Genomic DNA, 18760 nt, shown 5'->3' with positions numbered 1-18760 from the left:
GCTTCCTTCAACAGTTGAGAAGACTTTTTTTGGGATATTTATTTTATAAATTAAACCTATTTTACAATGAAATTATTATATAAGAGCTTACTAATCATAGTGTTATTCGCTGCCAATTTTATCTTTGCACAAAATGTTACTCACGCAGTTCTGGTAAAAGGCGAATGCGGAATGTGTAAAGAACGCATAGAAACTACCGCCAAAAAAGCCGGAGCAAAAACGGCAAACTGGAGTGCTTCCACTAAAATTCTTAATGTTGAATTTAACGAAAGCGAAACCAACCTCGATACTGTATTGAAGAAAATTGCCGACGCCGGACATGATAACGAACGATACAGCACAACTCAGGAAACGTACAATAACTTACCCGATTGCTGCCATTATGAACGGCAACCCTCTTTCCTGAAAACTGAAAAGAAAGATTCCGAACTTCAATACTTCGTAAAAGGAAACTGTGTGTCCTGCAAAAACAGGATTGAAAAAGCAGCTTTAGATGCGGGTGCAGATGTCGCAGTTTGGGATGCTCCTACTCAGAAGATTACATTGCAACTGGATCCTTCTAAGACATCTGCTGAAGCCATTTTAAAGAAAATTGCGGATGTTGGGCATGATAATGAAATGTTTCAGTCAACAGAAAAAGCGTACAAAGATTTGCCGGCCTGTTGTGTGTACAGCCGGACGCTGGCTTTTGGCGAAAAAAATCCGCTGGTACATATCGATGAACAACCTTCGGAATCTGTTGCCCGAAAAGATTTTTCTGATCATCCGGAACATTATGACAACAGCATTGAAGGAGTAACAGTTATTAAGGAAAGGGACGCTACAGCGCTGAGCAGAAAAGATGTTGGACTGACTTTTAATATCAGCGGAAAAGAACTTTTGAAAGCCGCCTGTTGTAATTTATCTGAAAGTTTTGAAACCAATGCCACAGTTGATGTTTCCTATAGCAATGCCGTAACGGGAACGAAACAGCTCAAAATGCTGGGTTTGGATCAGAAATATACTTCTCTTACTAAGGAATTGCTGCCCGAAATTCGCGGTTTGGCGTCACCTTACGGACTCAATTTTATTCCCGGAAGGTGGATTGGAGGAATTCAGCTTACCAAAGGCGGAAGCACCGTCACCAACGGATATGAAAGCATCACAGGCCAAATTAATACTGAACTTCTGAAACACAGTAAAGAACCTGAAACCTCTTTGAATATTTTTGCAGATTCTAATGCGAGAACTGAAGCGAATATTACCCATACTTCTAATTTAACACAGCACTGGAGTCAAAGTATTTTGCTTCACGGCAACGGAACTTTGGTAAAATCGGATCATAATAATGACGGGTTTTTGGATCAGCCAACCGGAACACAGCTGAATGCAACTTATCTCTTGAATTATACCGATCTTGATCACTCAGGATGGGCTACCCATTTTGGAATCAATTTTCTTCAGGATAAAAGAAAAGCGGGGCAAGTTGATTTTGATTGGCAAAAACCTCAAATTTCTCAGCCGAATTATGGTGTCGGAATTGATATTTCCAGATTTCAGGTTTGGAACAAAACCGGCCATATTTTTGAGGGAAAACCATATCAGAGTATTGGCTGGATGAATCAGTTTACGTACCATCAGCAGGACAGTTTCTTCGGATTGAGAGACTATTTTGGAAAACAAAAGACTTTTTATTCCAATCTTATTTTTGAAAGTATCTTCGGAAACACGAATCATAAGTACAAAACCGGAGCAAGTTTTCTCTACGATAACTATGATGAAGATTATCTTTCTCAAAATTTCAAACGCACCGAAACCGTTCCCGGATTGTTCTTTGAATATACGCTCACAGGAACGAATTATACACTGGTAGCAGGAGCCCGAACAGATTTTCATAATCTGGCCGGAACTCAGTTTACACCAAGGTTAAATTTCAAATATGATTTTACGCCCAAAACCATTCTCCGTTTGTCCGCTGGAAAAGGATTTAGAACGGCCAATGTTTTTGCAGAAAGTCAGGGGTATTTTGCATCCAACAGAACGATAGAAATCATTCCCAATGATGGTGAAATCTATGGTTTGAAGCCGGAAATTGCATGGAATTATGGTGCAAGCCTTCAGCAGGAATTCCAGTTTTTAGGCAGAAAATCTACTGTGGTTGCCGATTTTTTCCGGACTGATTTTCAGCAGCAGGTATTGTTGGATCTGGACCAATCTGCGCAGAAAATTGTCTTTTATAATTTGAACGGAACTTCTTTTGCCAACAGTTTTCAGACGCAATGGGATTTCACGCCCATCAGAAATTTTGAAGTTCGGTTAGCGTATAAATATTATGATGTTCAGGCAGATTATGCCAACGGCCGCCGCGAAGTTCCTTTTATGGCAAAACATCGGGGTTTTCTGAATCTTGCTTATACCACATCGAAAAATGAAAAGGGTGGATTTTGGACATTCGATACTACATTGAATGTTGTTGGAAAACAACTGCTTCCAGAAATGGGAACCAATCCTTCGGAATTTCAGTTGCCAAAATATTCAGGTTCTTTTTCTACATTAAATGCCCAGATTGCTAAAAATTTCAATGATAAAATGAGAGTGTATATCGGTGGTGAAAACCTGACTTCTTACACACAGAACAACCCGATCATTGATGCAGCCAATCCTTTCGGAAATTATTTCGATGGTGGAATGGTGTATGCGCCCATCATGCCGGCTCACATTTATGTAGGTTTTGATGTGAAGTTTTAAAGTTCATTTCAAGCATTAAAAAAAGGATTTCTCAACGGAAATCCTTTTTTATTTTATACCGTTTTCAGCCATTGTGAAGAACTCAAATATTCCTGATCCGGATAATAAATGAACAGGCAATTCTCTTCTTTTATGGTATCAATAATAGATTTTGCCAACGCTCTGGGAATCGCAGGACAACCCCAGCTTCTTCCGATTCTTCCGTGCTTTTTTGTGAACTCTTCGCTCACATAATCCGCGCCATGCATTACTACAGCACGTCTTTCGGCAGCATCATTATAACCCGCATCCATTCCTCGCAATCTTAGTGAATAACCATTTTCTCCAAAATAAGTTTGGTCCGTAATATAAAAACCCATGCTGGATTGCAGTGAACTTTCTGTATTTGAAAATTTCTCAGCAAACTCTTCTCCGGTATTTTTTCCGTGAGCTACCAAAGTATTGAACAGTATTTCTCCGGTTACGGTATTGATGATCCACAGCCTTTTTTCGTTTGATGACAACGAGAAATCACAAATCGTAAGAAGTTCCGAAGTTGCCTTCAGTTTTCCGCTTTCTTTCAACTGATGAAATCCGTTGATGGCTTTTTCAAAAACATCATATTGTAAGATATTTCCACCTTTAAAATCCAAGCTTTTATACAAATTTTCCGCAGAAGATAACTTTTCTTTATTGAGGTAAGAAGAGTTGACAGAAGTTATCTCAGAAGTGCTTATTTTATCTTTGGGTACAGTGTTTTTATTTTCAAAAGGAATATAAGAAGTAGCAACCCCAAAAGTAGCCACCAGTGTTATCATTAATTTTTTCATCTATATTATGTTAAATCATTTGGCTTTGCAAATGTATAAAAACATAACTGTCAATCCTTTAAATTGAAAAAATTTAACGCTAATTAAGATAAATTAACGATGATAATCAGTTGTCCGGCACGAAATCTAAACTAATGGAATTCATACAATAGCGTGTTCCGGTTGGAGGCGGCCCATCATTGAAAACATGGCCCAAATGAGAAGAACAGCGTTTGCAAACCACTTCTATCCGCTCCATTCCGTGGGAGGAATCTCTTTTATACTCGACCCCGTTTTTATCGGCTTCAAAAAAACTTGGCCAACCGCACGTTGAGGCAAATTTCTGCGTACTTTTAAATAAATGATTTCCGCAAGCTGCACAATAGTAAGTTCCTTTTTCATCAAAATCGTTGTATTTACCGGTGTGTGGGCGCTCCGTGCCTTGCTGACGTGCGATGTAATATAACTCAGGATCCAGGTGTTTTTTCCATTCTTCTTCTGAAATGTTAATTTTAGCCGTATCTGTTCTGGAAAAATATGGATTGTTTTTTGATGTGTTGTTGGTCATATCGGATGATTTTATAGGTTGATAGTTCTGAGAACATGCCAACAGAGAAAATGAAATGAAGATGAAGTATAAAATTTTCATTATTCTGATATAATAATCGGAGAATTTCTCTGTCAACAATATTCAAATTTAATCATTACAGAATGAATGAAGAGCAAAAAAGACACCAACTCAGGAAATATAAAACCTTTGCGACAGGGCTTTTCGTTTTAATGGCAGTCATTTTTATTGTTACCACTTATCTGGAAAAACAAGACAATTCCCATTGGATTGGGTATTTCCGGGCTTTTTCTGAAGCGGCGATGGTAGGTGCACTTGCCGATTGGTTTGCCGTTACCGCGCTTTTTCATCATCCTTTAGGTTTAAAAATTCCCCATACGAATCTGATTCAAAATAAAAAAGATCAAATTGGGGATAACCTCGGGAGTTTTGTGGTTTCTAATTTTCTTTCGCCTCAGAGTATTCGTCCCTATATTAAGAAACTTGCTGTTGCGGTATTTGTGGGAGAATGGCTTTCTAAAAATCACAATCAACAACTGCTCATCAAAGAAAGTTCCAATATTCTTCTCGATATTGTTCACCGTTTGGATGACGATGAGGTGGTTCAATTTATTTCTGAAAAAGCAAAAGAAATGTCTGATGGTCTCCGGCTTCATGAAATGATCGGCAGCGGTTTGGAATATGTTATCCGGAGAAATGATCATCAGAAACTCATCACTTCTCTGGCCAAACAAATTAAGGAATATGTTGTCAACAATCAGGATATGGTGCAGGAACGAGTAAAGAAAGAAAGTTTTGCGCTCATTCCTAAGTTTGTGGATAACGTAATTGCAGAAAAAATAACCCGAGGAATTTCCGAGTATTTTGAGGAAGTGGAGCAGTCTTCAGAACACCAATTAAGGAATGAAGTCACTTCTAAACTGCTTCTGTTTTCCGATGATCTCAAAACCAGTGAAATCTGGGAGCAGGAATTCCGAGAAATTAAAAGTAATTTTCTAAAAGAGGAAAAGCTTCAACAGTACTCCCGCGATTTATGGAATTCTATTAAAAAATCCTTGGTTCAGGAACTTGAAAGTGATGATTCTGTTTTCAAAAATTATCTCGTGAAAAATATTTCAGAATGGTCGCAAAAACTTCAGCATGATGAACAACTGAAATACAGAATCGACCATTGGATTCGGGTAACGGCCTATAAATACATCTTAAAAAATACACATCAGTTTGGCCAACTCATCAGCAACACGGTGGAAAATTGGGAAGGAAAAGCCCTGAGCGACAAACTCGAACTGGAAGTCGGGAAAGATTTACAGTTTATTCGGGTAAACGGAACTTTAGTCGGAGGTTTCGTTGGACTTGTGATCTACACGATTACCCACTTTTTTATTTAATATTTTCCAGAATTTTCTGATTAATTTTCTTGATTAATTCCGGGCCTTCGTAGATAAATCCGGTGTATAGCTGAACGAGGCTTGCTCCTGCTTCCAGTTTTTCCATGGCATCTTCGGTGGAATGAATACCGCCAACACCAATAATCGGAAATGCTTTTCCACTTTTCTCCGATAGAAAACGAATCACTTCTGTAGAACGTCTGGTAAGCGGCTTGCCAGATAATCCACCAGACTCTTTTTTATTTTCTGAAATCAAGTTTTCTCTGGAAAGCGTCGTATTGGTTGCAATTACGCCTGCAATCTTGGTATCTCTTACAATGTCAATAATATCTAACAGTTGTTCATCAGAAAGATCAGGAGCTATTTTCAGTAGAATGGGTTTTGCCTTTGCTTTATTAAGATTCTGAGTTTGCAGTTCGCCTAAAAGCTTCGTTAACGGTTCTTTTTCCTGTAAAGCTCTTAAATTAGGTGTATTGGGAGAGCTGACATTGACCACAAAATAATCGACAAATGGAAAGAGTTTTTCAAAACAGATGAGGTAATCCTGCACTGCTTCCTCATTAGGCGTCGATTTGTTCTTGCCAATATTTCCGCCGATGAGAACACCTTTATTTTTTCTGAGCTTCTCCACAGCAGCATCTACTCCGCCGTTATTGAAACCCATTCTGTTGATAATGGCTGAATCTTCCAATAACCGAAACAGTCTTTTTTTGTCATTTCCCGGCTGTGGTTTGGGAGTCAAAGTGCCGATTTCTATAAAACCAAATCCCAAATCCGATAGCTCCTGATAAGCGACTGCATCTTTATCTAGACCCGCAGCAAGTCCGACCTGGTTTTTAAACTTCAGCCCAAAAACTTCTCTTTCCAACCTCTTGTCATGCAAAGGTTTGCCGTATATAATTTTCGAAAGAAAGCTGAAATTTTTAAGCAGGAAAAAGGTCAGATGATGTGCTTTTTCAGGATCCAGCCTAAAGAGTAATGGGCGAATAATGCTTTTATACATAGGATAATTAATAGAAAGCAATATGTGAACTTTTTGTAAATTTATAAAGGCTGTTTCAAGTATGAATACAGCCTTTAATTTAAATTCCGAAAAAGTGAATAATAATATTTACAAAAAATAAATTTACTTAATACTTTCAATATAAATATAAGAGAAAAGAGAACCTTTTTGGCATTCTTCGGATACAAAAAGATCCATTTCTGCTTTTGTTGGGGCTCTATGAGTAATGGTAATCGGCTTATTAGCTTGTTGATATTCTTTTGGTAGATTTAATTCATAAAAGAGATTGCTTGAATTATTTTTACCAGGTGTGTCTGACATGAGCTTGATAATGTATACTTCGTCTTTAAAAGCATCATCTGATTTACAATCAAGTTTAGCCTTCCCTACCACTACTGCATTAGTATCACCCATAGATGATCTGCTTTCTTCGTCGCAGGAAACAGTTAAACTCAGTATAGATAAAAATGCAATTGAAGTTATCACCTTTTTCTTGTTAATAAAAAAATCTTTCATTTCTTTAAAGTTTAGTTTTAATTCAGCGAATATACTATATTATTTGATTTAAAAAAAATATTTTAGATTTTAATTTATTTTTGAATATATACATTTGTAGTCAGCTAAAGGTCGTGATGCATTTCTTTCTGCGCTCATTTTCAAATCGGGATAAAAATCTCTATTTTTGCACATCTAATCAATATTTTATGGCAAAACAGGAAGATGCTTTCAAAAAAGTGGTGTCTCACGCAAAAGAATACGGTTTTATCTTTCCAAGTTCCGAAATTTATGATGGCCTTTCTGCTGTTTATGATTACGGACAAAATGGTGCAGAACTGAAAAACAACATCAAACAGTACTGGTGGAAGGCCATGGTACAGCTGAACGAAAATATTGTAGGAATTGATTCTGCAATTTTGATGCATCCTACCACATGGAAAGCTTCGGGCCACGTTGATGCGTTTAATGATCCGCTGATTGATAACAAAGACAGTAAAAAAAGATTTCGCGCCGATGTTCTGATAGAAGATTATTGTGCAAAGCTGGAAGATAAAGCGCAGAAAGAAATAGATAAAGCTGCAAAAAGGTTTGGCGATGCCTTTGACAAAGCGCAGTTTGAAGCGACTAACAGCAGAGTTATTGATTATCGTGAAAAACAAAAAAGTATTCTGTCGCGAATGGCACAATCTCTTGATAACAATGATCTGGCGGATGTAAAGGCGTTAATCGAAGAACTGGAAATTGCCGATCCTGATACAGGCTCTAAAAACTGGACAGAGGTCCGTCAGTTCAATCTGATGTTCGGAACCAAACTTGGTGCTTCTGCAGAACATGCGATGGATCTTTATCTGCGTCCGGAAACTGCGCAGGGAATTTTTGTTAATTTCCTGAACGTACAGAAAACTTCCCGGCACAAACTGCCTTTCGGTATTGCCCAAATTGGGAAAGCATTCCGGAATGAAATCGTCGCTAGACAGTTTATATTCAGAATGCGTGAATTTGAACAGATGGAAATGCAGTTTTTTGTACCTCCGGGAACAGAATTGAAATTTTATGAAGAATGGAAGCAAAAACGCCTCAACTGGCACTTGGCATTAGGACTTGGCGAAGAAAATTATAAGTTTCACGATCACGAAAAGCTGGCACATTATGCCAACGCTGCGGCGGATATCGAATTTAAATTTCCATTTGGCTTTAAAGAACTGGAAGGAATTCACTCCAGAACAGATTTCGACTTGAATGCACACGAACAACATTCCGGACGGAAACTTCAGTATTTCGATCCGGAAAGAAATGAGAATTATGTTCCGTATGTGGTAGAAACTTCTATTGGGTTAGACCGTTTGTTTCTTGCGTTGATGTCCAATTGTCTGAAAGATGAAGTTCTGGAAGATGGTTCAGAAAGAACGGTTCTTTCGCTTCCTCCCGCCTTGGCTCCGGTAAAAGCTGCCATTCTTCCATTGATGAAAAAAGACGGATTAGGCGAATATGCAGAAAAAATATTTGATGATTTGAAATATGATTTCAATCTTATTTATGAAGATAAAGACAGCATCGGAAAGCGTTACCGCAGGAATGATGCATTAGGAACACCTTATTGCATTACAGTAGATCATGAGTCTTTAAGCGACCATACGGTCACGTTAAGAGATCGTGATACCATGAAACAGGAAAGGGTTGCAGTAAGCGAACTAAGAAGAATTATTGATGAGAAAACCAATTTCAGAAATCTGCTGACTCAATTGAGTTAATCAACTTCAGAAATGATTAAAATGAAAAAGTCCCATAACGGGACTTTTTTTGTGGGCAGTACAGGATTCGAACCAGTGACCTCTGCGATGTCAACGCAACGCTCTAAACCAACTGAGCTAACTGCCCGAACTTCTTCAGTAAAGAAAATTTCTATAAAAAAACCATCAGAATTTTCTGATGGTTTGCTCCTCCTGCTGGGCTCGAACCAGCGACCCTCTGATTAACAGTCAGATGCTCTAACCAACTGAGCTAAGGAGGAATGCTTTTCTTTTGTTAAGCGTGTGCAAATATAATATGTTTTTCAATATTGCACAAATCTTTTTCGGGAAAATTACAGTTTTCCGGTGAAGAGCTTGAAAATGTCGTTTCCGAAAATAAGAAGCATCAGTCCTAAGAGGAAAATGACTCCAATCATCTGTGCGTGTTCCAGAATTTTCTGAGGTACAGGTTTTCCTGTAATGATTTCCCATAAGGTGAACATTACATGGCCACCATCCAAGCCTGGAATTGGGATCAGGTTAAGAAAGGCCAGCCAAACGGAAAACATCGCTGTAAAACTCCAGAACGCAGGCCAGTTGATGCTTAGTGCTCCTGTTTCGGATTTTTCCACCGGCATCATTTTCACAATAGCGATAGGGCCCCCAACATTTTTATATCCCTGAACTTTCGAATTAAATATAATTCTGAACTGCTTCACTTGGGTTGTAAGCGCATCTACTGTTCTTTCCAATCCTCTAGGTATAGCCTGAAAGAAAGTATATTCCTGAACTGTTTTTGTCTTTTCATCAGCGGAAACCAGTTCATTTGCATCAAATGCAAATCCGAGTTTTCCTTCTTTGTTTACCTGAGCTTCCACGGTTGCAGGAGCATTATTTCTTTGAATACCTAGTGTAATTTTTTGTCCCTTATTTTGAGAAAGTTCTCCGGTCAGTTCATCAAAATACTGTACATTTTTTCCATTAACCGAAACGATATGATCTCCTTTTTGCAAACCGGCCTTTTGTGCAGGGCTTTGTGGTAATATAGAATCCACCACGGTTTTAAATCTTGGTGTTAGGTAAAGTCTCACCTCTCGCTGTTTGATTACTTCAGCAATTCCATCTTCGCTCACCGGAAAAGTAATTTCCTGTCCATTTCTCTCTACCGTAACGTCATTGCTGAAAAGAATATTAAGCGATGCCGTTTCGAAACGTTCTACAGGATTTCCGTCTACTTTCAGGATTTTATCTCCGTTCTGAAAGCCCATTTTTCTTCCGGATTCTGTAACGCCGATTCCATCTTCAAATTTATTTAGCGAGCGATATGATTCACCGTTAAAAAAGCTCAGGCTAGAATATATAATCCAGGCGAGGAAAAAGTTGACAGTTACACCACCAAGCATGATGATCAGTCTTTGCCAGGCTGGTTTACTCCGAAACTCCCATGGTTGTGCAGGTTTCTTAAGTTGCTCCGTGTCCATGCTTTCATCTACCATTCCGGCGATTTTCACATATCCGCCTAAAGGCAACCATCCAATACCGTATTTGGTGCTTTCGGGATGCTTTCTCCAGTCGCTTTCCGGAAGATTCTCAATATTAACAGGAACTTCTTTGCTTTCGCCATTCACCAGGATTTTTTCTGTATCGGGCAGGTTTTTCGAAAGAAATTTAAACTTCCATTGGCCATTGATTTTCTTCATCGAAAAAAGAGAAAAATAAGGATCAAAAAACAGGAAGAATTTCTCTGCCCGGGTTCGAAACCATCTCGCTGGCAGAAAATGCCCAAGTTCGTGAAGAAGTACTAAAATTGATATGCTGAGAATGAATTGAAATATCTGAATTGCTAATTCCATTAAGTGTTTTAATTAATTTGCAAATGTAGTAATTATCAAAAGGATGCCAAATAAAAAGGTCCTCGAAGTTGAGAACCTTTTTTGTGATTTTTATGAAGAGGTTTTTAGAAAGTAAATCTTAATCCGATACCGAACCTTCCCGCAAGGAAATCTGAATTACCGCTTCCGAACCAAATTCTTGGTCTCCAGTCGAAAGAAATATCTAATGGTGCACCGGAGATTTTATAATCTAAACCGGCAACAGGTACAATGGAAAATGCAGAATTTCCGTCACCAAAACTTACAGCTGGTCCCGCTCCTACATACCACATTAAACCTGATGCTCCGCTGAAAGGCTGATGGTATTGGTATAGTGCCTGAACGGTTGTCATGTTTCCGCCGAATAATATGGAAAACTCACCGGCATTACTTCCTGAAAAGAAATGCTTCAAATGTGGGCCTACGAGAGTCGATCCGTCACCGACGTCAATCAGTAATCCTGCTCCCGTTCTGTAGGTTTGGGCATTTGTAAATTGGGTTCCTAAGAGAAGTGCAGCTCCTAACATTACTGCTGAAAATAGCTTTTTCATAATAGTAAATTTTTAATGTTTATTTTAATTTTGATGTTTTGAGTATTGATTTTTATTAAAACAACAGCGAACTGACTGTCTGAAAAATCAGTAAAGAAGTAAACAAAAATAAGACCAAAACGATAAAAACAGGCTGTATCACGGAATTGTTCTATCTTTAATGATTGTAAATCTTTTTATCTGATGAAAATTTTAGGCCTCAATCAAAACATCCACTGGAAGGATAAAAACAGAAATTTCCAAGACATTGAAAAAGCGTTTGACCACCAGGAAAGCGACATATTTTTGCTTCCGGAAATGTTCCCGACAGGATTCTGTATGGAACCTGAAGACATTGCAGACAGAAATGAAGAATCTCTGAGTTGGATGAAAAGTTTTGCAAAAAATAAAAACGCAGCAGTCTGTGGAAGTGTGTCCATACACGAACATCAAAAATTCTATAACAGAATGTATTTTGTGGAACCCGACGGAAATTATACCCAATACGACAAAAGACATCTTTTCTCATTTTCCGGAGAAGACAAGGTATATACTGCGGGAAATAAAAGAATGATTACTCAGTATAAAGGCATTCGGATTTTGCTTCAGATTTGTTATGATCTTCGCTTTCCGGTTTTTTCACGAAATAATGGAGATTATGATCTGACTTTGTACGTTGCGAACTGGCCTGAAAAAAGAGTAGAAGCCTGGCAACACCTTTTGAAAGCACGAGCCATCGAAAATCAGGCGTATGTTTTTGGATTAAACAGGATTGGTACGGATGGAAACGGATTATTTTACAAAGAAAGTTCCCATTGTTTTTTTGCAGATGGAAGCGAAATTTCACAAAAAGAAGGCGATCTAATTTCCGCAAAAATAAATCTGGAAAAGCTGATTCAGTTTCGGGAGCATTTCAGGTTTCTGGATGATCGCGATGCGTTTGAAATCAAATAAAACTAACTTTCAGCAAATTGTTTTAGCAGTTTGGTAAGCGTATTCACATCATGAACCCCGCTTTGCTTATACAGCAGTTCTCCATTTTTGAAAACCGCTAACGTGGGAACTCCCCGAACGCCGTATTCAGCGGCAATAGCCGGAAACTGATCGACATCTATTTTTACGATTCTGGCCAAATCGCCAATATTTTCCTTTACCGTGGTAAGAACAGAAGACTGAACTTTGCATGGTCCGCACCACGTGGCAAAAAAATCAATAAGTACCGGACGTTCCGACTGAATGAGTTCCTTGAATTTCTGGGACATTTTTATATTACTTTAAATTGTTAAATCAATTTTCTCTTCGATTTCTTTTGGTTCCGGAAGCTCTAGCTCCGGTGTGTCATCTTCCGAGAATTCATCCCGGTACACCTGTATCAAAAGCACAGTCATAGAAACCAAAATGGGTCCGAAAACCAATCCGATAAATCCAAAAAGATTAAGTCCGAGAATAATTCCGAAGACAGTATTCAGCGGATGTATATTTTCAAGCTTTTTCAGCAAAGTAAATCTCATGATGTTATCCGTAAGCCCGACGATAATCATACAGTACAGCAGAACGCCCACACCTCCGAAAGTATCGCCCTCCGCAATCATAAAAATTCCTACCGGAACAAAAACGATTGCACCGCCTACAATAGGAATCATAGACGTAACTGCCGTTAATGCAAATAAAAGAACCGGGCTTGGCGCTCCGAAAATTAAATAACCAATAAGCGCTACCAAACCCTGTCCTATTGCAACTACCGGAATACCAACAGCATTTGCGATCACCAATTTTCTGAATTTTTCGCCGATAAGATTGATATTGGCTTTTTTTAAAGGCGCTGCAGAAGCAACAAGTCTTTCAAAAAACCTTGGTTTTTCCAGCATAAAATACAGCATGAAAAACATCCCCGCAATCACCGAAAGTGTGCTGAAGGTTCCGCTGAGTGCGGATGTGGAATAATTCCCTGCCCATTCTTTGATCTTGTCCAGGTTTTCCTTGCTTAGGATATCGATGTTCGTTTTGGCATAAACATAATCATGAATTTTATCGAGAAAAACATTGAATTTCTCCAGATATTCTTTAGAATCTCCAATTCGTTCTATGATCAGATCGACCAACAGATATACAGGAATTACCAACACGATGATGCCCAAAAAAACGATCAGTAAAGATGCCCAGACCGGTTTCCATTCTTTTTCTTCCTGAAGATAAAAATTGAACTTACGACAAACAATATACAAGGTAAGCGCACCCAAAAGTGCAGGAATAAACATCGAAAGATTAAATAAAATAAGCAAAACCATGACGGTAATAATCAGTAGCAGGAAAACCTGTTTTATTTTTACTCCGCTGATCTGGTATTTTCTATTGGGCATATTCAAATATTTTGGCGTGGTGTCAACAAATCAAATGTACAAATAATGTTCTTTCTATGATGAATCTGCTTAAACTTTAGAGAAAAATTTACTGTTTTGCCGGCCGCTCTTCTTCTCGGAAGATTCCTTTATAAAGAACATAAATCATCGCATTGGTGAAAGCAAATGTAAACGGAATGCCTATTATTGTGATCATCCCAACGAATTTGAAAATCATCGAAAATAGAATTCCAGACAAAATTAATGGGAAAAACTTTTTCCAGGCCGTAATGTTGAGGCTAAACGTTTGAAAAATCCGCAAATTTCTGAAAAACATCAAAGGCGCACTGAACAAGGTAATGCCTACCCAAATAATCCCAAGAAAAACCGTCGGAGCAGTAAGGCTAAATACCATAAACCAGAAAAAATAATAGCTGGCATAATTGAAGAAATTGATTCCGACATATCCCGCAAACAGGTCTTGAACTACGAGAGGTTCTTTCAGGTCAAGTTTTCTGAACATTTTGTAAAGTCCCATATTCAAAGGAAAAAGAAAAGTAAGGACACCGATAAGAACCCAAGAAAAATTACCATAATTAGGATTCGCAATGATTTTCTTCTGCGCTTCTGCATACGCTTCCATTCCGTTTTTAAGTTCATCCACACTTGCCAGATAATCCTCCATAATGCCATAATATTCAGCAAAATAAAACAACACTGTAATGAGTATCGAAATATAAAGGAGGCTGAACATTACCTGATACATCAGCGTTCTGGTCCAGTAAGAAAATGCTTCTCCAATAATCGTGGATATCCCGACTTTTTCAGGGTTATTTCCGTTCATCTTTATAATTTTGCACAAAAGTAAGGCTAAATAAATTATTTTTGTTTCATGATTACAGGTTTTCATCCCGCTTTCGACAGAATGGATGCCCTTTCCCGGGAGAAAATCCCTTTCTTTTTCATGATTGACTTTTTGTCTGAAAATATCGTTTTATCTACTGTTGAAGAGCTTTCAAACTCAGGAATCCATATTAATTTTCCTCATTTCAAAAATTATGAATTGCCTGACATTTCCCCGGAACTAACTGAATTTACAGCGTTTCCCGAATCTCAGGAATCCTATAAAAAAGGGTTTGATCATGTTCAGAGAAACCTTAAATTGGGAAATTCTTATCTTACCAATTATACCAGAAAAACGGAAATAAAAACCAATCTCACCCTAAAAGACATTTTCTTTGTTTCAAAAGCGAAATATAAAGTTTTGTATCAGGATCAGTTGGTGTTTTTCTCACCGGAAACCTTCGTGGAAGTTCGTGAAGGTAAAATTTTCACGCACCCTATGAAAGGAACAATCGATGCGGAAATTGAAAATGCGGCTGAGATTCTCAAAAATGATGTTAAAGAAAAAGCCGAACATTACACTGTGGTCGATCTCTTACGAAACGACCTGAGCATGGTGGCCGATGAGGTGAAAGTGGAAGAATTTCAACGGATAGATTTTATCAGAACCAAGCAAAAAAATCTGTATGCCATGAGTTCTGAAATTTCCGGAATTTTAAAACCTGAATTTCTCGGAAAAACGGGAAGTGTTATGAAAAGCTTGCTTCCTGCCGGTTCTGTTTTGGGTGCACCTAAACCAAAAACGCTGGAAATTGTTCTGGAATCTGAGGGATATAAAAGAGGTTGGTACACTGGTGTTTGCGGTTGGTTCGATGGCGAAAACATGGATAGTTGCGTGATGATCCGCTTCATAGAAAAAGAAAATGGAATACTTTATTTTAAAAGCGGCGGCGGCATCACACATCTGAGCAATTTAGAAGATGAATATCAGGAAATGAAAAACAAAATTTATGTTCCGGTTCATTGAAAGCATCAAGGTTGAAGAACAGAAAGCTTTTCTTTTGGAGTACCATCAGAAAAGGGTGAACGATACTTTCAAACATTTCAAAAAAGAAAATCCGCCAGATTTATTGCAAATTTTCAGGAACCTTCTGCATCAGAAAAATGGTTTGTTTAAGCTTAGGATTTTGTATGATTTACAAGGAAATTATAATTGTGAAATTCAGCACTATTCTGTCCCGCTCATTTCTGATTTTCAATTGCTCAATGGAGATGATTTAAAATATTGCTTTAAGTATGAGAACCGGCAATTTTTTACTGAATTAAAATCAGAAGCAAAAGCGGCAGAAATTATTATTGTTCAAAATGGTCATATTACAGATACTTCTTTCAGCAATCTTATTTTCTTCAAAAATGAAACATGGTTTACACCTTCTACTTTCCTTCTGAATGGTGTCCAGCGTCAATTCCTTCTGAAAAATAATCAAATTAAAGAAACAAGAATCACGGTAGAGAATCTGAAAACCTTTTCTCATTTCAGGATTATTAATGCCATGAACGATATGAATTCAGGAATTATTTATCCTATAGAAAAAATCATCAACCTGCTTGGTTAATAAATGGTGATCAGTCTTTCAGGTATTCAAAATAGTTTTTCAGGATTTCTGCATTTTCAATTTCACGGGTGATCACTTCCAGGATTTTCGGCTTTTCACTGGTTCGGAAAAATCCGTCTAACACGCGTTCCAAAGTTCCGTCATCTTCTACTTTAATGTATTCAAAACCAAAATGCTGCGCAAGATTTCTGGCTTGTAAAGTGTGTGAAGTAGTTATAAACTCATCCAATGCGTTGCTCGCTTTGGAAGGCCCGGGAATAATTTTAAAAATATCGCCGCCGCCATTGTTGAAAACAACAATTCTCGTGTAAGGTGGAATGTATTGGTTCCATAATCCATTGATGTCATAGAAAAAACTGAGTTCGCCGGTTACCAATAGCACAGGGTTTTTATCTGCCATTGCAAAACCCATCGCTGTGGAAGTGGAACCGTCAATTCCGCTGGTTCCGCGGTTGCAGTAAACTTTAAACTTTTGAAAATCAAAAAGTTGTGCATACCGAATCGCAGAACTATTACTGAAATGGATGTTATAATTCGCAGGTGTTTTTTCTGCTAATAATTTGAAAAGGTAGAAATCGGAAAAACCGGTTTGCAGTGCATATTCCTGATGTTTTACATCTTTCTTTTCCCTCAGTATTTCCCAAAGATTGAAATAAGGTTGAGGTTCCAGATTGATGGCTTTCAGAAGTTTACTAAAAAAGACTTCGGGTTTTGCAGTGATTTGTTGTGTCAGCGAAAAGTAGGTATCTGGTTGCCAGATTTCATCAATATGCCAATGATTTTTGGGTTTGGCTTTTCTCAAAAACTGTTTTACCCTTTTGGAAACTACATTTTGTCCGATGGTAATGAGCAAATCCGGAGCGTATTTTCGTTCATCTTCATCATTAAAACCAAAGACGTAACGATCGATATGGGAAAAGAATTTCTCATTATTCAGGTTGGAGTTGGCTTCGGTTAAAACCACAGCACTATGATTTTTAACCAATTGTGAAAGCTGCATTTGCAGTTCTTCGCTGTAATCCCGCGTTCCTGCCAAAATGAGAATTCTTTTAGAAATGTTCCAGTCGGCAGTGAGTACGGACGGTAAATTATAATTTTTCTTTTGAATGGTATTTTCCACATCAGCAAACAACGGAAGCTCGGAAACCAGCTCATACAACGGTTCCGAAAGTGGAATGTTAATGTGTACCGGGCCTTGTTTTTCCAGACAAACTTCGATTGCTTTTTTTATGATATCAAAATTGTATTCATCAGCATTTTCCTCATCATCTTCTTTCAACTGAAAATCTCCATAACTGTGTTGGTTGAAAAGATTTTTTTGCCTGATGGTTTGCCCGTCGAATAAATCCACGAAATCTTCCGGCCGGTCTGCAGTTAAGAGTAATAACGGAACGTTTTGATAAAAAGCTTCGGTAACAGCCGGATAATAATTTGCTGCTGCCGAACCGCTGGTGCACGTTACGGCAACGGGGTTTTTTAGGCTTTTTGCCATTCCGATGGCGACAAATCCGGCACTTCTTTCATCCACGATGCTGTAACAGTTGAAGCTTTCTGTTTCCGAAAAATGAATAGAAATGGGCGCATTGCGCGAACCGGGAGAGATGATAAAATGCCTGATTCCATAGGCTTCCAGAAGGTGTGCCAAGATTTGGACACTGCGTTTCGATGAAAACTGTTTCATACCGCAAAGGTAGTGGTTTTTTGAAGCGGATGGTACACCGGTTTACAACTTTAAGATTTGCTCTTTATGAGAATTTGTTTACTTTTATCAGACAATAAATTCAGTTTTTATGTTAATTGACTAAAATTAAAATATACCTCAAAATAAACTTATGAAAACCCATACTGCCAATTATTTTGACACTTTTATAGAAGTAGCTGATGACACGAAAGCAGAAGTCGGAACGCCGCCACCGTTGAAGGAAAAGAAAACTGTGGCCGCAATGCAGTATGAGCTCCTAGTTGAAAATCCGTATCGTTTTACTTCGGATGATATTCTGTTTCAAGTGTATGCCGACAGAAACAAGGTGGAAAGCGGAGATTATTCTGAAGCTAGAAAAGCGTTTTTCTCCAAAGGACAACCTTGTTTTCGGGCTTCGCCGTTGACAAAAAGTTATGGGTTTGGAATTCACAGCGATAGTAACGGTAAAATTGCCCTTTATGGAATGGAAACAAAAGAATACCAAAATTTTGTGGCGGATTCAAACATCAAAAAGGTAAAAGCGATGAGATCTCAGAAAAAGTAAGCGGTTGATTTGAATAATAAATAATTTGCCAACTTTAAAGAAATAAAAAACAGCTCCCCGAAAGGAACTGTTCACACTCAAAAAAATCGTTGTAAGGTTACCGAAGTCTGTCCACAGATTTTACGAGCCTTTCATCTCTGCGGATGTAAATATTCGCCATAAAAAGGCAAAATATCGCTACCACAGGAAAGACGGGCTCAATACCTTTCTCAGGAAACGAAATTCCTCCAGATAAATTGAGCAGCCAGTACATCAGTACACCAATCAACAAAACGTTTATAAACAAGTTGAACGTATTCAACATGATTTGTCTTTGTCTTTGCTTATAACTGAAAATGGAAACGATTGCTACCATAAATGAAACCAAACTTATCGCCGCAACGATATATTGGCTTCCGAAAACTTCTGCATCCATTCCGGTAAAATGCAGAGCCGCTGCGGATAATGCAGCGATGAACAGGAAAACAGTTTGTATTCTTTGTATCATTTCAGCTAATAGAGCGCAAAAATAGCACAAATTTTGTTCAATTCAAAAATAAGTGTAGATTTGCAATACAGATTCCTTGGAAAAAAGTCGCCCGACTTGTTTTCTTATCAACTATCTTACAACAAC

At 38.1% G+C, this 18760-nt stretch carries 18 protein-coding genes and 2 tRNA genes; 7 read left to right on the top strand and 13 right to left on the bottom strand.

Annotated elements, in window-relative coordinates:
• The first annotated feature begins 66 nt into the window (after positions 1–66).
• Complete coding sequence (locus tag DQ356_RS04340) at positions 67–2727, top strand: TonB-dependent receptor domain-containing protein (protein WP_114303253.1); 2661 nt, start codon at positions 67–69, stop codon at positions 2725–2727.
• Between the two features lie 53 nt (positions 2728–2780).
• Here DQ356_RS04340 and DQ356_RS04335 read toward each other — a convergent pair whose 3' ends face one another.
• Both DQ356_RS04335 and msrB read right to left on the bottom strand, forming a co-directional pair.
• The gene (locus DQ356_RS04335; protein ID WP_114303252.1) at positions 2781–3536 is read right to left on the bottom strand and encodes a murein L,D-transpeptidase catalytic domain family protein; all 756 of its coding nucleotides are present in this window, start codon (positions 3534–3536) and stop codon (positions 2781–2783) included.
• A gap of 106 nt (positions 3537–3642) precedes the next feature.
• The gene (gene msrB / locus DQ356_RS04330; RefSeq protein WP_228420638.1) at positions 3643–4083 is read right to left on the bottom strand and encodes a peptide-methionine (R)-S-oxide reductase MsrB; all 441 of its coding nucleotides are present in this window, start codon (positions 4081–4083) and stop codon (positions 3643–3645) included.
• Between the two features lie 143 nt (positions 4084–4226).
• Between msrB and DQ356_RS04325 the strand changes: the two genes are divergently transcribed.
• A complete protein-coding gene (locus DQ356_RS04325; RefSeq protein WP_114303251.1) occupies positions 4227–5471 on the top strand; it encodes a DUF445 domain-containing protein in 1245 nt (414 codons plus the stop codon).
• On the opposite strand, the gene DQ356_RS04320 is transcribed toward DQ356_RS04325, so the two are convergent.
• Positions 5464–6474, bottom strand: coding sequence for a quinone-dependent dihydroorotate dehydrogenase (locus DQ356_RS04320; RefSeq protein ID WP_114303250.1), 1011 nt, complete (start codon positions 6472–6474; stop codon positions 5464–5466). The two genes, DQ356_RS04325 and DQ356_RS04320, sit on opposite strands and share 8 nt — an antisense overlap.
• A gap of 123 nt (positions 6475–6597) precedes the next feature.
• A complete protein-coding gene (locus DQ356_RS04315; protein ID WP_114303249.1) occupies positions 6598–6990 on the bottom strand; it encodes a hypothetical protein in 393 nt (130 codons plus the stop codon).
• Positions 6991–7178: 188 nt separating this feature from the next.
• Here DQ356_RS04315 and DQ356_RS04310 point away from each other — a divergent pair, with 188 nt between their 5' ends.
• The gene (locus tag DQ356_RS04310; RefSeq protein WP_114303248.1) at positions 7179–8723 is read left to right on the top strand and encodes a glycine--tRNA ligase; all 1545 of its coding nucleotides are present in this window, start codon (positions 7179–7181) and stop codon (positions 8721–8723) included.
• Between the two features lie 52 nt (positions 8724–8775).
• Here the strand turns inward: DQ356_RS04310 and DQ356_RS04305 are convergent.
• From DQ356_RS04305 to DQ356_RS04290, 4 genes are all read right to left on the bottom strand, one after another.
• Positions 8776–8850: transfer RNA gene (locus tag DQ356_RS04305), tRNA-Val, on the bottom strand.
• 59 nt (positions 8851–8909) lie between these two features.
• Positions 8910–8983: transfer RNA gene (locus DQ356_RS04300), tRNA-Asn, on the bottom strand.
• Between the two features lie 72 nt (positions 8984–9055).
• Complete coding sequence (rseP, locus tag DQ356_RS04295; protein WP_114303247.1) at positions 9056–10555, bottom strand: RIP metalloprotease RseP; 1500 nt, start codon at positions 10553–10555, stop codon at positions 9056–9058.
• 104 nt (positions 10556–10659) lie between these two features.
• Complete coding sequence (locus DQ356_RS04290) at positions 10660–11124, bottom strand: hypothetical protein (RefSeq protein ID WP_114303246.1); 465 nt, start codon at positions 11122–11124, stop codon at positions 10660–10662.
• A 183-nt stretch (positions 11125–11307) separates the two neighbouring features.
• Between DQ356_RS04290 and DQ356_RS04285 the strand changes: the two genes are divergently transcribed.
• Positions 11308–12057, top strand: a complete 750-nt coding sequence (locus tag DQ356_RS04285) for an amidohydrolase (protein WP_114303245.1) — start codon at positions 11308–11310, stop codon at positions 12055–12057.
• 2 nt (positions 12058–12059) lie between these two features.
• Here DQ356_RS04285 and trxA read toward each other — a convergent pair whose 3' ends face one another.
• The 3 genes from trxA to DQ356_RS04270 form a co-directional block, all read right to left on the bottom strand.
• Positions 12060–12365 carry a thioredoxin gene (gene trxA, locus DQ356_RS04280; RefSeq protein WP_114303244.1) on the bottom strand — a complete coding sequence of 102 codons (306 nt, stop codon included), beginning with the start codon at positions 12363–12365 and terminating at the stop codon, positions 12060–12062.
• 12 nt (positions 12366–12377) lie between these two features.
• Positions 12378–13463, bottom strand: coding sequence for an AI-2E family transporter (locus tag DQ356_RS04275; protein ID WP_185123765.1), 1086 nt, complete (start codon positions 13461–13463; stop codon positions 12378–12380).
• Between the two features lie 88 nt (positions 13464–13551).
• On the bottom strand, positions 13552–14286 hold the full coding sequence (locus tag DQ356_RS04270) for a hypothetical protein (RefSeq protein WP_114303242.1): 735 nt from the start codon (positions 14284–14286) through the stop codon (positions 13552–13554).
• A 48-nt stretch (positions 14287–14334) separates the two neighbouring features.
• Between DQ356_RS04270 and DQ356_RS04265 the strand changes: the two genes are divergently transcribed.
• Together DQ356_RS04265 and DQ356_RS04260 are read left to right on the top strand one after the other, a co-directional pair.
• Entirely contained in the window at positions 14335–15312 is a 978-nt protein-coding gene (locus DQ356_RS04265; protein WP_228420637.1) for an aminodeoxychorismate synthase component I, read from the top strand.
• The gene (locus DQ356_RS04260; protein WP_114303241.1) at positions 15296–15901 is read left to right on the top strand and encodes an aminotransferase class IV; all 606 of its coding nucleotides are present in this window, start codon (positions 15296–15298) and stop codon (positions 15899–15901) included. Before DQ356_RS04265 ends, DQ356_RS04260 begins: the two co-directional genes overlap by 17 nt.
• 10 nt (positions 15902–15911) lie before the next feature.
• Here the strand turns inward: DQ356_RS04260 and menD are convergent, their stop codons facing one another.
• Complete coding sequence (gene menD / locus DQ356_RS04255) at positions 15912–17582, bottom strand: 2-succinyl-5-enolpyruvyl-6-hydroxy-3-cyclohexene-1-carboxylic-acid synthase (RefSeq protein WP_114303240.1); 1671 nt, start codon at positions 17580–17582, stop codon at positions 15912–15914.
• 151 nt (positions 17583–17733) lie between these two features.
• Between menD and DQ356_RS04250 the strand changes: the two genes are divergently transcribed.
• A complete protein-coding gene (locus tag DQ356_RS04250; RefSeq protein ID WP_114303239.1) occupies positions 17734–18147 on the top strand; it encodes a DUF6157 family protein in 414 nt (137 codons plus the stop codon).
• Between the two features lie 97 nt (positions 18148–18244).
• On the opposite strand, the gene DQ356_RS04245 is transcribed toward DQ356_RS04250, so the two are convergent.
• Complete coding sequence (locus DQ356_RS04245) at positions 18245–18634, bottom strand: DUF4293 domain-containing protein (RefSeq protein ID WP_114303238.1); 390 nt, start codon at positions 18632–18634, stop codon at positions 18245–18247.
• Positions 18635–18760: the final 126 nt, after the last annotated feature.

This window comes from Chryseobacterium lacus, assembly GCF_003336205.1.
GTDB classification, from domain to species: Bacteria; Bacteroidota; Bacteroidia; order Flavobacteriales; family Weeksellaceae; genus Chryseobacterium_A; species Chryseobacterium_A lacus.
This window is presented reverse-complemented; position numbering and strand designations above follow the sequence as displayed.

What these genes read in the sequence shown, in the direction of transcription:
- DQ356_RS04340 (WP_114303253.1), top strand. Translation starts at nt 67, where the DNA reads ATGAAATTATTATATAAGAGCTTACTAATCATAGTGTTATTCGCTGCC.
- DQ356_RS04335 (WP_114303252.1), bottom strand. Translation starts at nt 3,536, where the DNA reads ATGAAAAAATTAATGATAACACTGGTGGCTACTTTTGGGGTTGCTACT.
- msrB (WP_228420638.1), bottom strand. Translation starts at nt 4,083, where the DNA reads ATGACCAACAACACATCAAAAAACAATCCATATTTTTCCAGAACAGAT.
- DQ356_RS04325 (WP_114303251.1), top strand. Translation starts at nt 4,227, where the DNA reads ATGAATGAAGAGCAAAAAAGACACCAACTCAGGAAATATAAAACCTTT.
- DQ356_RS04320 (WP_114303250.1), bottom strand. Translation starts at nt 6,474, where the DNA reads ATGTATAAAAGCATTATTCGCCCATTACTCTTTAGGCTGGATCCTGAA.
- DQ356_RS04315 (WP_114303249.1), bottom strand. Translation starts at nt 6,990, where the DNA reads ATGAAAGATTTTTTTATTAACAAGAAAAAGGTGATAACTTCAATTGCA.
- DQ356_RS04310 (WP_114303248.1), top strand. Translation starts at nt 7,179, where the DNA reads ATGGCAAAACAGGAAGATGCTTTCAAAAAAGTGGTGTCTCACGCAAAA.
- rseP (WP_114303247.1), bottom strand. Translation starts at nt 10,555, where the DNA reads ATGGAATTAGCAATTCAGATATTTCAATTCATTCTCAGCATATCAATT.
- DQ356_RS04290 (WP_114303246.1), bottom strand. Translation starts at nt 11,124, where the DNA reads ATGAAAAAGCTATTTTCAGCAGTAATGTTAGGAGCTGCACTTCTCTTA.
- DQ356_RS04285 (WP_114303245.1), top strand. Translation starts at nt 11,308, where the DNA reads ATGAAAATTTTAGGCCTCAATCAAAACATCCACTGGAAGGATAAAAAC.
- trxA (WP_114303244.1), bottom strand. Translation starts at nt 12,365, where the DNA reads ATGTCCCAGAAATTCAAGGAACTCATTCAGTCGGAACGTCCGGTACTT.
- DQ356_RS04275 (WP_185123765.1), bottom strand. Translation starts at nt 13,463, where the DNA reads ATGCCCAATAGAAAATACCAGATCAGCGGAGTAAAAATAAAACAGGTT.
- DQ356_RS04270 (WP_114303242.1), bottom strand. Translation starts at nt 14,286, where the DNA reads ATGAACGGAAATAACCCTGAAAAAGTCGGGATATCCACGATTATTGGA.
- DQ356_RS04265 (WP_228420637.1), top strand. Translation starts at nt 14,335, where the DNA reads ATGATTACAGGTTTTCATCCCGCTTTCGACAGAATGGATGCCCTTTCC.
- DQ356_RS04260 (WP_114303241.1), top strand. Translation starts at nt 15,296, where the DNA reads ATGTTCCGGTTCATTGAAAGCATCAAGGTTGAAGAACAGAAAGCTTTT.
- menD (WP_114303240.1), bottom strand. Translation starts at nt 17,582, where the DNA reads ATGAAACAGTTTTCATCGAAACGCAGTGTCCAAATCTTGGCACACCTT.
- DQ356_RS04250 (WP_114303239.1), top strand. Translation starts at nt 17,734, where the DNA reads ATGAAAACCCATACTGCCAATTATTTTGACACTTTTATAGAAGTAGCT.
- DQ356_RS04245 (WP_114303238.1), bottom strand. Translation starts at nt 18,634, where the DNA reads ATGATACAAAGAATACAAACTGTTTTCCTGTTCATCGCTGCATTATCC.